A 16,879-nucleotide genomic window follows, 5' to 3' on the forward strand; every position below is an offset into this window, starting at 1 on the left:
TTGTACTAAATACAAAAGCAGTGCCCTCAATTTGTATAATAGTGTATATCACAGTTGTTAATTACATTATTACAGCAAACTAAACGATCTGTCAATACATTTATATATGCCAAAAAGCACATATAATGTAGAAAAAATTTATTGAAAACATTTTTTAGAAAACGCTTGCTTAAATAATTTATCCTATGTATAATTAAATCCAACAAAGCGCAATCGATTGCGCAAATAATTAAAAAGGGGAGAAATTAGATGAGAAACACAAAGTATTTTTTAGCTCTAATAGCATTATTTGCAATCGTTATCATCTCCGCATGTGCTCCAGACAGAGAAGAAGAAACAAATTCAGATAATAATGAGGGGAACACATCAGAAGAATCTGAAGGTTCTGCAGATGCTGATAAGCCTGAAGAATTAACAGTTTGGGCAAATGATGAAGAAAAACAGTTAGAAGCTATTGAAAAAATAGCAGCAGATTATGAGGAACAAAATGGGATTACCATTAATGTCGTATCTAAAACTATGTTAGATCAATTAGATGAACTAGCATTAGCAGGACCTGAAGGCCGAGGACCGGATTTATTCTTTCAACCACACGATCGAACAGGGGATATTGTTGCACAAGGTTTAGCACATCCGCTTGATATTTCAGAAGAGGATTTAGTTGGGTACAGTGATGCTTCTATAGCATCTGTACAATATGAATTTGAAGGTTCGAAGGATATGTATGGTATTCCTGCTGTAATCGAAACATATGGAATTTTTTATAATAAAGATATAATCGATGAGCCCCAAAGCATTGATGACTTAATCACTGCATTAGAAGAAAACACAGATGCTTCAGAAGATAAATTTGGATTTTTAATGAAGCCAAACGATTTATATTTTTCTTATCCATTCTTTAAAACTAATGGTGCTTATATTTTCGGTGGAGAGAATGGCACATATGATACAACTAATATCGGATTGGCAAATGAAGGTGCTATTGAGGGTGGAGAATTATTTCAGTCATTCTTCGGAGAAGGAAAAATTCCTCCTTCCACTACAACTGATGTGATAGATGGATTGTTTACAGAAGGAAAAGTTGGTGCTGTTATTAACGGACCTTGGAGTATACCAAGTTATAAGGAAGCTTTAGGTGACAGTCTTGGATTTGCACCTTTCCCTGAAATCAATGGTCAAGGAGCTCAATCATTGGTTGGTGTGAAAGCATGGATGGTATCGTACTTTTCTGACAATACAAAATGGGCTACAGATCTTGCTTTATTTATGACAAATGAAGAAAACCAGAAACATTACTTTGACGTTGCAGGCGAATTGCCTACTAATACAAATGCACTTGAATCTATTGATGATCCAATTTTTAGTACATTCAGTAAACAAATTGAAAATGGCGTCCCGATGCCAAGCACACCACAAATGTCTCAAGTTTGGGAGCCCATGAATAATGCACTACAGTTTTTAGCTGAAGGTGAAGACCCTTCTTCTGTACTACCAGAAGCAGTGGAACAAATTAAAACAAACATTGACGCTAGTGGCGCTCAATAAAACATGCACGGGGAAGAAATTATTTTTCTTCCCTCTCATTTTTCACCGTACTATCGATGGGGGGAATCAAATTGAACCAAAATTCCAATAAAAACTTTAAAAACCATAATCCTAATGTTGCTACTGTACTATCGATTATCTTTGCAGGGTTAGGACAACTCTATAACCGTAGATATTTAAAAGGTACTATTTTTATTCTATTAGAACTTGCCTTATTAGTGCCCTTTTTAGATTCGATCAATTTCGGCCTTTGGGGATTACGTACATTAGGTACAATTCCTGGTACAGATCACTCTATCCGGTTATTAGTCTTTGGTGTTTTAGCATTAATTGCAACTGTTATTTTGATCGCATTATATATATTTAATGTGATGGACGCACGTAACCAAGCCAAAAAAATAAGAGATGGATGGACACCAAAAGGGTTTAAAGCCACAATAATTGATTTTTACGATACGGCATTTCCATATTTAATGACTGTTCCTGGATTATTACTGATGATTTTTGTAGTAATATTTCCACTTTTATTTTCGGTATTGCTAGCATTCACCAATTATAATTTGTACAACTCTCCACCAAGGAACCTTGTGGATTGGGTAGGATTTGAAAACTTTACAGAACTTATTACTGTGCCAATCTGGCAGGATACTTTTGTCAGTGTTTTAGCGTGGACAGTTGTATGGACAGTTCTTGCAACAACACTGCAAATTGCTATAGGTTTATTTTTAGCGTTAATCGTAAATGATCCAAGAATCCGATTCAAGAAATTAATTCGTACAATACTCATTTTACCTTGGGCTGTTCCAGCATTTGTTACGATCTTAATTTTCTCTGCCATGTTTAATGATGACTTTGGTGCGATTAACCGTGATATTATTATTCCACTATTTGGCGGAGAAGGTATATCATGGCTCAGTGAACCTTTCTATGCAAGGACAGCCATCATTTTAATTCAAACATGGTTAGGCTTTCCATTTATATTTGCCTTGTTTACAGGTGTCTTACAAAGCATTTCTAAAGACTGGTATGAAGCAGCAGATGTAGATGGCGGATCCCGTTTTCAAAAATTTCGATTTATAACTTTTCCGCATGTAATGTTTGCAACTGCACCATTATTAATTATGCAATATGCGCAAAATTTCAATAACTTTAATATTATTTACTTATTTAATGAAGGTGGCCCTCCAGTAAGGAATCAGAATGCTGGTGGTACTGACATTTTAATTTCCTGGGTATATAAGTTAACCTTTGAAACGAATAACTATGCAATGGCGGCAGTTATCTCTCTAATCATGGGACTTATTATTTCTGGTTTCGCCTTTTATCAATTTAGGCAAACGAAATCATTTAAGGAAGAAGGTGAATTATAATGAATCAAAAACAAAAATCAAAAATCGAAGTAACCCTTATGTATCTTGTAATTCTTATTACTTCCATTATTATTTTTTATCCATTAGTTTGGACAGTAGGAATGTCGTTGAACCAAGGTACAAGTTTATATTCATCTTCTCTGATTCCAGAAAATTTTTCATTGGAACATTATAAATGGCTTTTTAGTGAGGACAGCGACTATATATTATGGTATAAAAATTCATTGATTGTATCCGTAGCAGTAGCTGCAGGAAGTGTTATCATAACATCCTTGGTAGCCTACGCATTTTCTCGTTTTCAATTTAAGGGTAAAAAGAATGCCTTATATATCTTCCTGTTACTTCAAATGTTTCCTGTTATGATGGCAATGGTAGCATTATATATTTTCCTTAATATGATTGGCATGCTGGATACATTAACTGGGCTAATTTTGGTTTATCTTGGTGGTCAAATACCATTTAATGCATGGTTAGTTAAAGGCTATTTCGACACTATTCCTCGGGAACTGGACGAAGCAGCAAAAATTGACGGTGCTGGACATTTAAGAGTGTTTTGGAGTGTAATACTTCCACTAGCTAAACCTATTTTAGCGGTAGTTGCGTTATTTAATTTTATGATGCCGCTTTTTGATTTCTTATTACCATCTATCGTACTATCAAGTCAAGATAACTATACACTGGCTGTAGGACTATTTAATTTTATTAATGATCGTTTTGCTAATAATTTTACTAGATTTGCTGCTGGTTCTATTTTAATCGCTGTTCCTGTTGCAACGATTTATCTATTCTTGCAACGCTACTTAATTTCTGGACTAACGGCTGGAGGAACAAAAGGTTAAACGATATATATTGTGATATTAGTACTTGATCACATATAATAGAAATACAGTAATTTCAGACAGCGATGCATTTTTACTAAACTAAAGGGTGAGAAATTATGGCAGTAACAATAAAAGACGTAGCAAAAAAAGCAGGAGTAGCACCCTCTACTGTTTCTAGAGTAATAGCTGACAATCCTAGAATCAGTTTGGATACAAAGAAACGTGTTAGAAAAGCGATGAAAGACTTGGGTTACCATCCAAACATAAACGCACGCAATCTAGCGGTACGCTCTTCACAAGCAATTGGTGTAATTATGCCGTCATCTGCTGATAAAGCATTACAGAATCCATTCTTTCCTGAAGTATTACGGGGAATTGGCTCTTTTGCCCATGAAACAGAATATTCTTTATACGTATCAACTGGTGGTAATGATCAAGAAGTATTTGAAGAAGTACAACGAATGGTAAATGGTAACCGAGTTGACGGTATTATCTTACTATACTCACGAATTGCTGATCCTGTACAACAATTTTTAACAGAGAAAAAATTCCCCTTTGTTATTGTCGGGAAACCTTCTGAACAAGAAAGTGAAATTACGTATGTCGATAATAATAACTTTAAAGCCAGCAAAGATTTAACCAATCATTTGATAGACATCGGCCATCGCCATATCGCTTTTATTGGTGGTTCAACGGAATTAACAGTGACCGTTGACCGTTTCAATGGCTATAAATCTGCTATAGAAGAAGCAGATTTACCGTTACCAAACGAATATACCGTCCATGCCGAATTTCTCAAATCGGGTGGACGCGATGCGGTGGAGCAACTATTTGCATTAGACCAACCACCAACAGGTTTAGTTGTGGCTGATGACTTAATGACATTAGGTGTTATTAATACATTAGAGGAAATCGGACTCAGCTGTCCGCAAGACGTTTCTTTAACGTCATTTAACAACCTTTACCTATCGGAAATCACAACACCACCTTTAACAACTGTTGATATTCAAATCTATCAGTTAGGTGTGCAATCCGCTCGGTGCTTAATTGAAAAGGCAAAAGACAAAGATGAGCCGGCAAAACGGATTATTGTTCCTTATGAAATTAAATTTAGACAATCAACAAGATCGATCACGTCTGAACCGGTTGAATAACTGTCTTAAAGGTATACCCAACAAACACGGGTATACCTTTTTAAATGATATACGATTTTCCGACAGCAGCTATGGTTGTTTGATTGCTATATGTTTGTTTCGCTTCCTCAACAAGGTTATTTAAGGTGCCAAAGTGTGGTAAATGAGTCAGCATTAGTTGCTTCACTGCTGCTTTTTCTGCTAGAATCCCCGCTTGCCGACCACTCATATGACCCGAAATTTGTCCTTCATACTCCTGATAAAGATTTGCTTCCGAAACTAATAAATCAGCATGCTTAGCAAATGGGACAAGCGACTCCTGCCAGCCTGTATCTGCCGTAAATGCGACACTTTTTCCTTTTGCCGCTAAACGTACGGCTAAGCAGAACACAGGATGATCCGTTTTTGTTGTTTCGATTGTAAAAGGACCTATTTCTGTTGTTTTCGTTAAACTATATGCTTTCATATGTTCTTTGTAGGATAGAGAGTGATACTGTTCGTCCAGATCATGTGCATATATTGGCAGTGTCTTAGGTTGTTCAGCTAATTGATTTTGAATTAATTTTGCATAATGAAGCGCACCAACATCTGCTATATGATCATGATGATAGTGAGTGATGATCACCGCATCTAATTGCTGAATGGATATATGATTTTGTAAGGAAGCAAGCACACCACTACCACAATCAAACAAAAGATGAAAACCATCTTCTTCAATTAAAAACGATGATGTGGCACTATTTGCTTTAGGATATCCTCCCCAGATACCAAGCGGGATAATTTTCATTTTATCACAGCTCCTTATGATTCTTTATCAGACATAGCCACCATTACCTTGATGATGGACAATATTTTTGGAATTCACTATCTTTTGTCCTTCATTACCCTGATGATGGACAACATTCTTGAAATTCACTATCTTTTGTCCTTCATTACCCTGATGATGGACAATATTTTTGGAGTTCACTATCTTTTGTCCTTCATTACCTTGATGATGGACAATATTTTTGGAATTCACTATCTTTTGTCCTTCATTACCTTGATGATGGACAACATTTTTTGAGTTCACTCTTTTTTGTCCTTTATTGCACTTCTTAATATCTTCTTATCTCAATTCCTCATTCAAACATGCAAAAAAGCCACCAGAAATCCCTAGTGGCTTTACTATACTAATATTTATCTCATTAATCAAAAATTCCCTTTATCTGCTTCACCGGCATTTTTTACGGCTGCTTCTCGGTCTTTGGCCATTTCTGTAACTGATTTTACTTTTAATCTTGCTGCTCCCTGATAATCTTTGGTTGGTATCTGTTCTTCTTCTACCAATCTTTTTTCAGCCTCAACTATCTGTTCTTTGTATTGCGGTAACCATTCTTGTTGAGCAACTAACATTTCATCTGTCATCTGCCAAATTTCCTTCGGGTTACAAACAGCACCTACTAATGGGTCCATCATCATTGCTTGACGTAATAAATAGTCATCTCCATGGACTGCAGCTTCTACCGCTAAGCGCTGAACGGAAATGCTGACATTACAAACTGCAGCTGTGCCAAGTGGTAAATCACCCACATATGGCATATTGATTCCATTGCGATCGACATAACCTGGTGCTTCAATGATTGCATCATCTGGTACATTCGAAATAATGCCATTATTCACCCGGTTAAAATGTCCACGGTATACCCGGCCTGTCTCTAAGCCCTCTAGAATATAGGAGCCATGTTCTTCACCACGGTTTTCCTCTTTATATTCAAACGCTGGTTCCTTTAACCAATTTGGAAAATCAGTCTCAAACCAATTACGGCCCTCCGTGCAAACGCGTAAATAACCACCTGTTTCCCCGTTTATCCAACTGTTTAAATCAATCCACTCATTAATTTCTTCCGGACGCTTACGATACCAAGGCACATATTCACTCAAATGTCCGTTTGACTCTGTGCTGAAATAACCGAAGCGTCGAAGCATATCAATTCGCACTTTTTCAGTATCTTTGTATTCGGGATGATTTTCAAATGCTTCCAATAAGTCTCCGGTTCGATCTAGACCATTTGTTTTCACTTCGATATACCAAGTCTGATGATTAATCCCGGCACAAATAATATCGACTTCTTCTTTTTCCTTCCCTAATACTTCCGCGATTTGTTTATGTCCATTTTGCACACCATGGCAAAGACCTATTGTATTGACATCACCATATTTATTGCAGGCCCATGTTAACATTGCCATTGGGTTCGCATAATTTAACAGCAACACATCAGGATCCGCTACTTCGCGAATATCTTTACAAATTTCTAACATCTCGACAATGCCTCTTTGTCCGTACATAATCCCGCCTGCACTTAATGTATCACCTACACATTGATCAACACCATATTTCAACGGAATTTCCACATCATGTTTAAAAGCTTCCAATCCACCAATACGAACAACATTAAAAATATATTTCGCATCTGTTAAGGCAGCTTTTCTGTCTGTTGTTGCCTTAATCGTCATATCCAGTCCATTTTCTTGGATATCTCGCTGGCACAACTGGGTTACCATATCTAAATTTTTCTCATTTATATCGGTGAAAGCTACCTCTATCCCTTGAAACTCTGGTACCGACAAAATGTCACGAAGCAATCCTCTCGTAAAACCAATACTACCTGCACCTATAAAAGCAATTTTAAATGACACGTTTCAGCCTCCTTTTCGTCTCTGATTGCATCTTAACACGAAAGGAGTGTAAGCGATTTAAATATTATCGACACTTCTTGTGAATATGTGTAAAATCCTAACCTTTTTATATTTCACGAAAATGTTCTCGATATTCCGATGGTGATAAGGCTGTTTCCTTTTTAAACAAATTGCTGAAATACTGACTGGTGTTTACCCCAACATAATTGGAGATTTCAGTAACTGGAATTTCCGTATTTATCAGCAACATTTTGGCTTTATCTAACCGCACTTGGGTAATATATTGATTAATTGTCATTCCCAGTGAACGCCTAAATATTTTATGTAAATAACTTGGATGAAGGTGAGTGATACACGCAAGAATTTCTACCCTGATCTCGGTGTCATAATGTTCATGAATATAGGTCAATGCTTTCTTCATATGCTGGTTATTTGTTTGTTCATTATATTCACGTCGGTTTCGATCAATCCATAGTATTAATTGAACCATTAAGTTATCGATCAACAACTGATTGTTTGCTGACTGATGATCCAGTTCAAGGACAAGGTGGCGTAATGTAAAATACACCACTTCATCATCTTTTAATAAGAAATATCGTTGATGCGGGTCAAATAAAGTTTGTAATGATGGCTGTGTTTGAAAAAGTTGATCGATTGACATGTAGTGGGCAGATTTATTGCTATGAAGGATAAATTCGATATTTAACATCCGGCAAGGGTGATTCTTATCAATGATTAAACGATGTTTCACATTGCTCTGAATAAAAATATACTGCCCCTTTCGCATATCAACAACGCGGTCATCGATTTCAATTTGGCATTTACCATCAATCACATACATAATCTCCATCGCAGGATGATGATGCAAATCCATTTCAAACTCGTGCCAACGCTTATAATAATAGGCAACAGCTTTTGGAAATTGTTGCATTCCCTTCCCTCCTTCCGATCAAAAAAAGCTAGAAGACATCCTCCTAACTTTTTAAACTCTCCATTTACGTAATTCTGTGATTTTTTCGTCAAAAAAGGCGAGCACATCATCCATCTCTTGTTTCAATAACGTTAAATCTGTTGAAAGCCAACGGATAAGAATTCCTTTACCATCGATATCTGTCATCCCTGCTCGGTGATTTTTCGCCTGTGATAACCGTTGCTGCACATCCCACTCATCAAAGGGTGGATCCGGTGAGATATACCATATGGAGGCAACATATGGATATGATTCCGTCATCCCGTGGTGAGCAAGCATCTCCTCACTTCCATCAAATTGAACCGGATCATAGGCTAGGCATTGCTCTTCAGCCCAGATCTCCATTAACGAATAGTAATGATAATCGGACACTTCATCTAAATGAACGATTTCCGACCAGATAAACTCCGCATCTTCTGTGACATTCACTTTTATATGCTGATTGATGTTACTATTATCGCTTGGGATTATTTCCCTTTTGTCAAAAAATAATAACGCTTCTTCTTCGATATTACAGTTAAATTGCAGGGAGCGTTTATGCTGTGCAGGTTGATCCTTCTCCTTATCCAACAATTTAATATTAGATGCTTTTTTTACCGTAAAATCAATCGATATGGGATCTTCTGTTTGATTCAGCCCATCGATGTTATAGGTCGTAAATACTCGATGGCTTTGATCTGCTTTGGCGATTTTCAGTGGTTGATCTCCCTTATAATCTAGAAGATTCACTTTCTGAAACCGTGCTTGTAACTGCTTATTCGATTCCATCTTTACCTCCATTAAGATATAAATAATTTGGATAAAAGATATTTATGTTGCATAGCGGATATTTCCAATCCGATCGCACTATTCTGCATATCTTTAAAATGTAGTGTCATTGCCAATTCAGTTGCTTGATCCACTTCTGCTAACGCTTCTAATGTGACTTGTTCTGCGTCTTTTGGTGCTAAGGGTATCGCCCTCACCGCATGCTGGACAAGATTTGTTAAGGAGAAATATAAATAGGTTTGTATCGTTGAAAACAAATCAAATCCTTTTTCAAATGCATAAAGACTATATACGATAACATAATGATTAAGTGAATCTCTATCCTTTATTTCTTCTGACCATTTGGAAAGGATAGGTGATTCCTCAATCGACAATAACCGATCCAAGAAACGATTTCCTGCTTGACGGCTGGTCTTTTTTAATTCCAGTACATTTTTTCTAGCATTATATATTTCAGCTAAATACAAGACTTGATCCCAGTCATTTTTCTTGAGTTTTAAAAATAATTCTTTAATCATGATCGCATCATTATATATCAAATAGCTTCCTATATAACTATGGCAAAAGGAAGCGAGATCTTCCTTTGAATTAATTTGCTTGGATCGGATATACATTTCCATCCCAATGGCGTGCGCTACCTGACTTTTTAAGAAAGATGAATGATGCATATGGAGTATATGTAATAATTTTGGCGAATCATTCGTACTCATTCAATCCCTCCATTCCTCTGACCATTATATCATATTAATAAGTCTGGAATGATAATATCTTTCGATCGATTTGTTGCTAATTGAAGATAAGTTAATTCCTTTCAGGGGGAACCACTTCCCTTGATTAAAACCGTTATATCCTCTCCTCTTTTTAAATTAAATAATTCCCAATCATAAACTGTTTCAGTAGTACCATCCGGAAATTGGTAATCACCTGATATAAACCCTGCCCCATTGATAAAACTCGGAATAGCTTCAAGTTTATCCTCAATAGCAGCTTGTAAAGAAACTAATGCAAAAGGTTCCAGCGTATCGAATTTAGCATGAATTCTTGTTGAATCTTTTGTAAAGTAACCTTTATGATAACTTCGTTTTACAATATTATCACCAATGGCTCTCCCTAAGTTCAAATAGTCCTCACATGTAGTTGCTTTATAAAGGTCAATAATGGCAAATAAGGCAATGGGATCTGAACATTCGGTATCCAGATTAATATTTACTTCCCTTCCTGGTTGATCTCCTATTTCACCAAGACCATTTCCTTTTGCAATACTTCGTGACATATGCCAGAATTCAATATCCCCAGTAGCTAAGAATGCTCTGGAATAAGATAATAAAAAACCACAATGAGCAAAATAACTTTCCAACATACTTCCAGCTTTTCCGTAATAACCATTTCTTTTTAAGACATATCCAGTAAGGTCGGTTCCGTCTGTGAACATGGTTCGGAAAGAATTGCTTTCAGGTATGTAGGCATATGTTGCAAAACTCCTTAATCCATCATACGTCCAATCTAACATATCGTTAGCACCTTCACCGATCTCTTCAGCAATTTGTTGTTGCATCAGTGCATTCTTTCCATAGATGGAATTACTCCCACCTTCACGAAGAACCTTTGCTTCTAGGGCTACCTCACCGAATTCAGGTCCAAATTGCCTTTTTGCTCTATCCCCGAATTTACTTAAAGTTATCTTATCGTCATCTGTCTCTTCGGTTTTCTTCGGTTGAGTAAATTGATAGGCTCCAAGACCTGTGTTTTTATCTCGAGCCGAGACGAATTGATAAGCAAGATGTTTTGCCCACCTTAGAGCATCCTTGTCACCATTTAATCTATAAAGACTTGCCCCAGCATAGATAAGATCATTCCCTGTATTGATAAAAGAAAGACCAAGAGATTCGCGAAATGATGGACGTTGAACTAATTCATGCTTCCACACCGTTCCTAATGCAAGACCATATGCCCCATGTCTTCCAACATCCAGTTCCTCCCAATCATAAACATGCGCATTCCAAAAAGCTTTTATAAACTTTTCTGTAGACTTAGGGTTCACTTCATACATCAAATCATAAAAAGGAAAACAATTCTTTAATTCATGCACATAATTCTTCTCTGCCGCTCCGACCGGTTCCAAAGTCTTAAGATCAATAAATTTATGTCCTCCCCATTGTAATAAACCACTCTCATCAATTAAATGGTCGAAATGAAATCGAATAGCATCTATAGCAGCAGCTTTGTACTTAGGCTCATTGATCACATGACTTAAGGAAGTTAACGTTCGAAACAAATTTTGCTGAGTAGCTAAATTAGAAATAACAACTTCACCTGCATCAGAGAAACGCCACTTTACTTGCTCTAAAGTATCGATATTAAGTCCATCACAAAATAATGGAGATGGATTCTCTCTATAGTGATCACGCCCATTTTTTAAAACATTATCGCAAAATTCAATCACCGCGTTAATTCTACTTTCGTCATTTTCCAACAACCTTTTAACCGCTTTCATTTTACATCGCCTCTTTAGCCTTTTTTCACATTGTATCACATGAGAAGTAGGCTAAAAAATTTCAGATATTCATCACACTTTAAAACGTGCTCGAAACTATCTAGAGTAAGTGGTGGCCCCCACCCTTTATTTCAGATGGTGTGTGCTAACTCCATGTAGTAATGTTGACATGTTTATCACGGTGCTAACCGACTGTAAGACCCACCCCACTGATCATAGTCTTACTTTATACAGTAATTCACACGCTTAGGCGGCCTGCACTGAATCATGCTCTACAACATGTGCCAGACCTAGAATCTTGGCTTATTATCTCTGTGGAAGTGCAAAGCTATGGTGTTGAAAATCACTAATAATGGTTATAAAACCAATATGCTTTTTCTGATATTCGTTGTAGAAAAAGATATAGCGGAGGCAGACCGTTTCGACTCCTGAGGGATTAGCATGATCTGAAGATCCACTTTTGCAGGAGCGAACTCCTCCTGCAAAAGTTAGCTGAAGAACATGCCCCTAGGAAAGCGAAACGGTCAGCCGCAGCGGTTGGCTTGCACAAGCTATCTTTCAGAATGACAAACAGGAGATAAGTACACATCCTACTCCATCTGACTATCTATCCTTACTTTTTTCATGACATGTTTTGCATCAATCTTGCTTGGATACCGATGGTTATATACTTTCTTTACTTGTAAAATGGGATATCACGATTTTTTCGTGATATCCCTACTTCATTTCTATCTATAGTTCTTTGCAACAAAAAGTTAATCAAATGTTAAAGGAACACTGTATCTACTTCCTGTAAATATTTTTTCATATATTTTTTCACTAATGTAGCGGATTTTACTTTTAATGATAACTGATCTGTAATCTTCAGTTGATATTTTTTCTGTAAAATAGCTTGTTTCAGCTCATCACTGTTATGACAATCATGCTCAAACTCATTAACGATACTGCCGTACTGCAAAAATTGATGTGTATCACTTCCACCTACAATTGGTAAGCCGATTTCATCCGCTAATGTCGTTAATTCTTGCTGACAAGCCTCCACGCCTTTTGCATATAAATCCTTACCATTCAAATCCAACGCATCTAGCCTTTTTAACTGTGTTTTCGAAACATTTCGTGCTAATGGAGTGCTGTCACGGTAGGGATGCGCGCCAATTTTAAGCAGCGAATACTGTTCAGCAAGATCCATCAACAGATCAAAATGAATAAAATGTTCTTCTTCAAGATGGGATGCTAATTGCTCGCGAAGAGAACACACTTCCTTTCGATCACCAATTAACAAAATATGTCCCACTTCCTGAACGTCCACTTCAATCCCAGGGAATAATTTCAACCCATCTACATCATAAAATCCGTCCACATACGTATATTGCTCATCTAAAAATGCATAAATATCAAAAAAACGAATGGTATTAAAATGCTCGGTTAGTGCTAAAGCCGTTAAGCCATTTTGTTTCGCCTCTTCCATCATCTCATGGAAATAATCGGGCATAAAACGAGATTTTTTTGATATTTTAACATGACTGTGAAAATCTATAATCATCGAAACACCTTCCTATATCAATATAAATAATCCTGTTACATAAACAGCTGAACCAATTAAAAATAAATAATCCTGCCGTTTCATGCTTAATGATGCTAATTTCAATTTCTTAACTTCTGGGTGATTAAAACCATACATACTTCCTTTTGTTTCTAATGCCTCCACTGTTGTTCGTGCTCTTTTAGCCGTTGATAACAGTAATGGATAAAACGAGAGCATCGCAATTTTGACAAAATAAGCAATCGAACGAATATATAAGAAACCATGTTTTTCAGGGGCTTTCCCACGCAACCGAAATGACTGAAAAACATGATGGTATTCCTCTAACAATGTTGGTAACATCCGGTACCCATATGCAATACTGAAGGAAACTTGACCCGGAACTTTAATTTTTAGTAAACCATCACTTAATTTATCAGGATTCATCGAACAAAAAACCGTAATACTTGCTAGAGAAATAGTGGATAATTTTACGGTTAAGACAAGCAATGGCAGCATGGTTGACCAATCTCCACCAAAAAGTAAGGAAACAACCAATAGGTAGCCACCTTGCCCTAATAAACCTAAACATAAGATGAAAATAATCAATGGACTGATTTTAGCCATATAAGTCGTGATAACCATAAACAAACACATACCAATCAATACACCCGTATCATGAACAAACCAAGGAACGATACCAAAAAACAAGTACCATAGAAATAATGTTCTCGGATCCAGCTTTGCTAAGAACGTATCCCCGTTACCATATGCCGTATTGAGTAATTCAATTTTTACTTGTTCTACCGATAACTTATCTGCAAGTTTACGCGTATACTCCATTATCGACTTCCTCTCTTTGATAGCGCTCGATAAATTCATTTACTGTATATGCTGGCTCTTTCCATCCCAGTGATTTAGTAAGAGAAAAAATTTGCGGAGGAACAAGTCCGGCTTTTTCCAATAATCGATAATTTTGAAATACCGAGGCACGATCACCGTCATGAATCATCCTTCCTTCATGCATGACGATAATCCGGTTAGCAAATTCACAGGCTAACTGCATATCATGCGTCGCGATCACAACTGTTTTTAATTGATTCTTCAGGCCGTCTAGTATTCTAGTAATATGCTTTCTCGTTGCGATGTCCAAATTAGCGGTAGGTTCATCTAACAACATGATCTCTGGATTCATTCCTACTCCAATCGCAAGTGATGCTCTCCGTTGCTGACCACCGCTCAATAATCGACTATCACGATCTGCTAAATCAGTTAACTCAAATTGTTCAAGCAACGTTTCCACTTTCGATTGATAGTCTTTGATTTTTCGAGACTTCATAAAAAAAGCTACATCTTTCTCGACACAATCTTCAATAAACATTTGATCAGGATTTTGATGAATATACGTTACCTTTTCCGCTAAATATTCTGGAGGTACATCTTTTGTATTCTCTCCATCTACCAAAACTTCTCCAACCGAAGCTTTAACTAATCCTGTCATAAGGCGCATAAAGGAAGATTTTCCCGCACCGTTGTTACCGACCAAAGCGATATAGTCTCCCTCATGAATCGTACAATCTATTTCATGTAATACTTGTCTCTTTTCTCTTGTGATTGTTTTATATGCAAAGTTAACATTTTCGAATGAAACAATGGCTTCCTTTTGCTCCCCAAATGGAATATCTGTTACTTCTTTCGGTTCAGCGTTGGAAAAGAGAGAATACCCTTCTTCTAACGTAATTGGCAACCTTCCTTCTACTCCCTTTTCTCGTGCTGCTTGTGTCACCTGGGGCGGATAAATATGGTGTCTGTGTAACGTATCAACCTGATTTAAAGCTTCTGCAACTGGTAAGGAAAAATGGATATTGCCTTGCTCCATCAATACCACTTTCTTCGCATAAGAGGCAACAAATTCAGTATGATGTTCAATGACAATAATTGTCTTACCATGTACTTGATTTAATTCTGTCAAAATATCGTAAATATCTTTCGCATGATGAGGATCCAGTTGTGCAACCGGTTCATCCATTATAATAATGTCCGGATTCAATGAAAGCACACTTGCTAGCGCCAATAGATGCTTTTGACCACCACTAAGCTGCCAAATAAATGCGTCTTGCTGTTCTTCCAAACCGACTAGCTTTAATGCCTTGAGGCCTCTTTCATGAAAATCTGCAAACCCATAGTGCAGAGGAGCAAAAGATGCATCCTCTAACACTCTTGGACTGACAATCTGGTTTTCAAAGTCTTGATACACATAACCAACATGCTTTGATAAATCTGCAACTTTATGCTCGTAAGTATTATAACCATTAACGGTCACTTCTCCAGAAAAGTCACCAACATAATAATGTGGTATCAAGCCATTTAATAATTTACACAAAGTTGATTTCCCGCTGCCATTTCCACCTAAAATTGCAATAAAATCCCCTTTTTCCATCGATAAATTCACATTATTTAACACCGGTTGTTCTGCACCCGGGTATTGAAAGGTGACATTTTTTATTTCTATGTGTGCTGTCATGACGGAATCTTGTCCTCCTGTTTCTTGGTAACATCAGTTTTAGATTTCTTCTTAACCATAACAATAATGGTGGTAATGACGACCAGTAAGGCAACACCGATACTTACCCAGATAAACCAATCACCGAACATATCAAGGAAATCTGCTTCCCATTCAACATTGAAACCGGCTTCTGAAAGATACTCAAATATGAATGCGGCAGCCGCTAATAAAAAACCTATCACGATTAATCGCGGTCCAATGATTTCTGCTAATGAATAACGATCATTACGGTCCCTTGGCTTCATACCTAATAGCGGTTCAATTTTTCCATATAATCGTGGTACTAAATATAAAGTTGGTAACAGTGCAAAAAGGATACCTGAGAATAAGACATCATTCAGAAACGAGAACCCTTCAACCACCACAACACTTTCTGCTAGACCTGGTACAGCCTCCAGTTCTTCCACACCGACCCAAACTTTTAATATATCAACCGTTACACTAATCAATTGGTGAATGATCACACCTAACATAGCAGCGATTCCTACTTGCATTTTGTTTCTAGGGTCACGAACAAATGTCCCTGCCACATACATCGCTAGTGAAAAGGCGATAAATTTCTCTAATTCACCAAAACCGCCGAATTGACCGAGCATAAGTTCTCCGAAGATTATTTCCCCTAATGATGCACCAATCGCGGCATACAATGGATGAAACAAAATACATAATGTTAAAGGAATAAATGCAAAGTACTCAATCGACAATTCGATTGGGCCAAGGTTTACACTTGGTACCAATTCTGTAATCATATTCGACAGACCATACAACGACATCGACAAAATAAAAACCATCATTTTTTGTGACTGAGTTAATGTATAGCGTTTGTTTACTGTAGTCATTTTTTTACCTCCTTTATTTTGTTACCTTCATTGTAAAGTAGTAGTATTAATCTATTTTTCAACTGAGGTTAAGAGAGTGTAAATTTGTTAACTTTTATTTTCATAATGTAAATTTTTTATCATATTCAAACATAGCTGGAATTCATTTGCTAGAATACAAACAAAGGAGGGATAA

15 protein-coding genes are annotated in these 16,879 nt (G+C 36.9%); 4 read left to right on the forward strand and 11 right to left on the reverse strand.

Going from position 1 to position 16,879, the window contains the following annotated elements; genetic code table 11:
• Nucleotides 1-249 precede the first annotated feature (249 nt).
• The 4 genes from BM121_RS02400 to BM121_RS02415 all read left to right on the forward strand — a co-directional run bounded on the left by BM121_RS02400 (nucleotide 250) and on the right by BM121_RS02415 (nucleotide 4,890).
• A complete protein-coding gene (locus tag BM121_RS02400) occupies nucleotides 250-1,545 on the forward strand; it encodes a sugar ABC transporter substrate-binding protein (protein WP_091480642.1) in 1,296 nt (431 codons plus the stop codon).
• A 56-nt stretch (nucleotides 1,546-1,601) separates the two neighbouring features.
• Complete coding sequence (locus BM121_RS02405; RefSeq protein WP_091480643.1) at nucleotides 1,602-2,915, forward strand: carbohydrate ABC transporter permease; 1,314 nt, start codon at nucleotides 1,602-1,604, stop codon at nucleotides 2,913-2,915.
• The gene (locus BM121_RS02410; RefSeq protein WP_091480646.1) at nucleotides 2,915-3,754 is read left to right on the forward strand and encodes a sugar ABC transporter permease; all 840 of its coding nucleotides are present in this window, start codon (nucleotides 2,915-2,917) and stop codon (nucleotides 3,752-3,754) included. Before BM121_RS02405 ends, BM121_RS02410 begins: the two co-directional genes overlap by 1 nt.
• 98 nt (nucleotides 3,755-3,852) lie before the next feature.
• On the forward strand, nucleotides 3,853-4,890 hold the full coding sequence (locus BM121_RS02415) for a LacI family DNA-binding transcriptional regulator (protein ID WP_091480647.1): 1,038 nt from the start codon (nucleotides 3,853-3,855) through the stop codon (nucleotides 4,888-4,890).
• Between the two features lie 40 nt (nucleotides 4,891-4,930).
• Here BM121_RS02415 and BM121_RS02420 read toward each other — a convergent pair whose 3' ends face one another.
• The 11 genes from BM121_RS02420 to BM121_RS02470 all read right to left on the reverse strand — a co-directional run bounded on the left by BM121_RS02420 (nucleotide 4,931) and on the right by BM121_RS02470 (nucleotide 16,704).
• Nucleotides 4,931-5,656, reverse strand: a complete 726-nt coding sequence (locus BM121_RS02420) for an MBL fold metallo-hydrolase (protein ID WP_091480649.1) — start codon at nucleotides 5,654-5,656, stop codon at nucleotides 4,931-4,933.
• A 27-nt stretch (nucleotides 5,657-5,683) separates the two neighbouring features.
• Nucleotides 5,684-5,938 carry a hypothetical protein gene (locus BM121_RS02425; protein ID WP_091480652.1) on the reverse strand — a complete coding sequence of 85 codons (255 nt, stop codon included), beginning with the start codon at nucleotides 5,936-5,938 and terminating at the stop codon, nucleotides 5,684-5,686.
• Nucleotides 5,939-6,057: 119 nt separating this feature from the next.
• Nucleotides 6,058-7,545 (reverse strand): alpha-glucosidase/alpha-galactosidase, encoded by a 1,488-nt coding sequence (melA, locus tag BM121_RS02430; RefSeq protein ID WP_091480654.1) that lies wholly within the window; start codon nucleotides 7,543-7,545, stop codon nucleotides 6,058-6,060.
• Nucleotides 7,546-7,651: 106 nt separating this feature from the next.
• A complete protein-coding gene (locus BM121_RS02435) occupies nucleotides 7,652-8,476 on the reverse strand; it encodes an AraC family transcriptional regulator (protein ID WP_091480657.1) in 825 nt (274 codons plus the stop codon).
• Nucleotides 8,477-8,527: 51 nt separating this feature from the next.
• Nucleotides 8,528-9,283: an urease accessory protein UreD gene (locus BM121_RS02440; RefSeq protein ID WP_091480659.1), complete on the reverse strand. Its 756-nt coding sequence runs from the start codon at nucleotides 9,281-9,283 to the stop codon at nucleotides 8,528-8,530.
• Nucleotides 9,284-9,294: 11 nt separating this feature from the next.
• Nucleotides 9,295-9,993, reverse strand: coding sequence for an urease accessory protein UreF (locus tag BM121_RS02445; RefSeq protein ID WP_091480662.1), 699 nt, complete (start codon nucleotides 9,991-9,993; stop codon nucleotides 9,295-9,297).
• Nucleotides 9,994-10,094: 101 nt separating this feature from the next.
• Nucleotides 10,095-11,777, reverse strand: a complete 1,683-nt coding sequence (locus BM121_RS02450) for a hypothetical protein (protein ID WP_091480664.1) — start codon at nucleotides 11,775-11,777, stop codon at nucleotides 10,095-10,097.
• A gap of 766 nt (nucleotides 11,778-12,543) precedes the next feature.
• Nucleotides 12,544-13,320 carry a PHP-associated domain-containing protein gene (locus tag BM121_RS02455; protein ID WP_091480667.1) on the reverse strand — a complete coding sequence of 259 codons (777 nt, stop codon included), beginning with the start codon at nucleotides 13,318-13,320 and terminating at the stop codon, nucleotides 12,544-12,546.
• Between the two features lie 12 nt (nucleotides 13,321-13,332).
• Nucleotides 13,333-14,142 carry an energy-coupling factor transporter transmembrane component T family protein gene (locus BM121_RS02460; protein WP_091480669.1) on the reverse strand — a complete coding sequence of 270 codons (810 nt, stop codon included), beginning with the start codon at nucleotides 14,140-14,142 and terminating at the stop codon, nucleotides 13,333-13,335.
• Entirely contained in the window at nucleotides 14,126-15,823 is a 1,698-nt protein-coding gene (locus BM121_RS02465) for an ABC transporter ATP-binding protein (RefSeq protein ID WP_091480672.1), read from the reverse strand. The genes BM121_RS02460 and BM121_RS02465 overlap by 17 nt, the downstream gene beginning before the upstream one ends.
• On the reverse strand, nucleotides 15,820-16,704 hold the full coding sequence (locus BM121_RS02470; RefSeq protein WP_091480675.1) for a DUF8171 family membrane protein: 885 nt from the start codon (nucleotides 16,702-16,704) through the stop codon (nucleotides 15,820-15,822). Before BM121_RS02470 ends, BM121_RS02465 begins: the two co-directional genes overlap by 4 nt.
• Nucleotides 16,705-16,879: the final 175 nt, after the last annotated feature.

Source organism: Gracilibacillus orientalis, from assembly GCF_900114645.1.
Classification (GTDB): Bacteria; Bacillota; Bacilli; order Bacillales; family Amphibacillaceae; genus Gracilibacillus; species Gracilibacillus orientalis.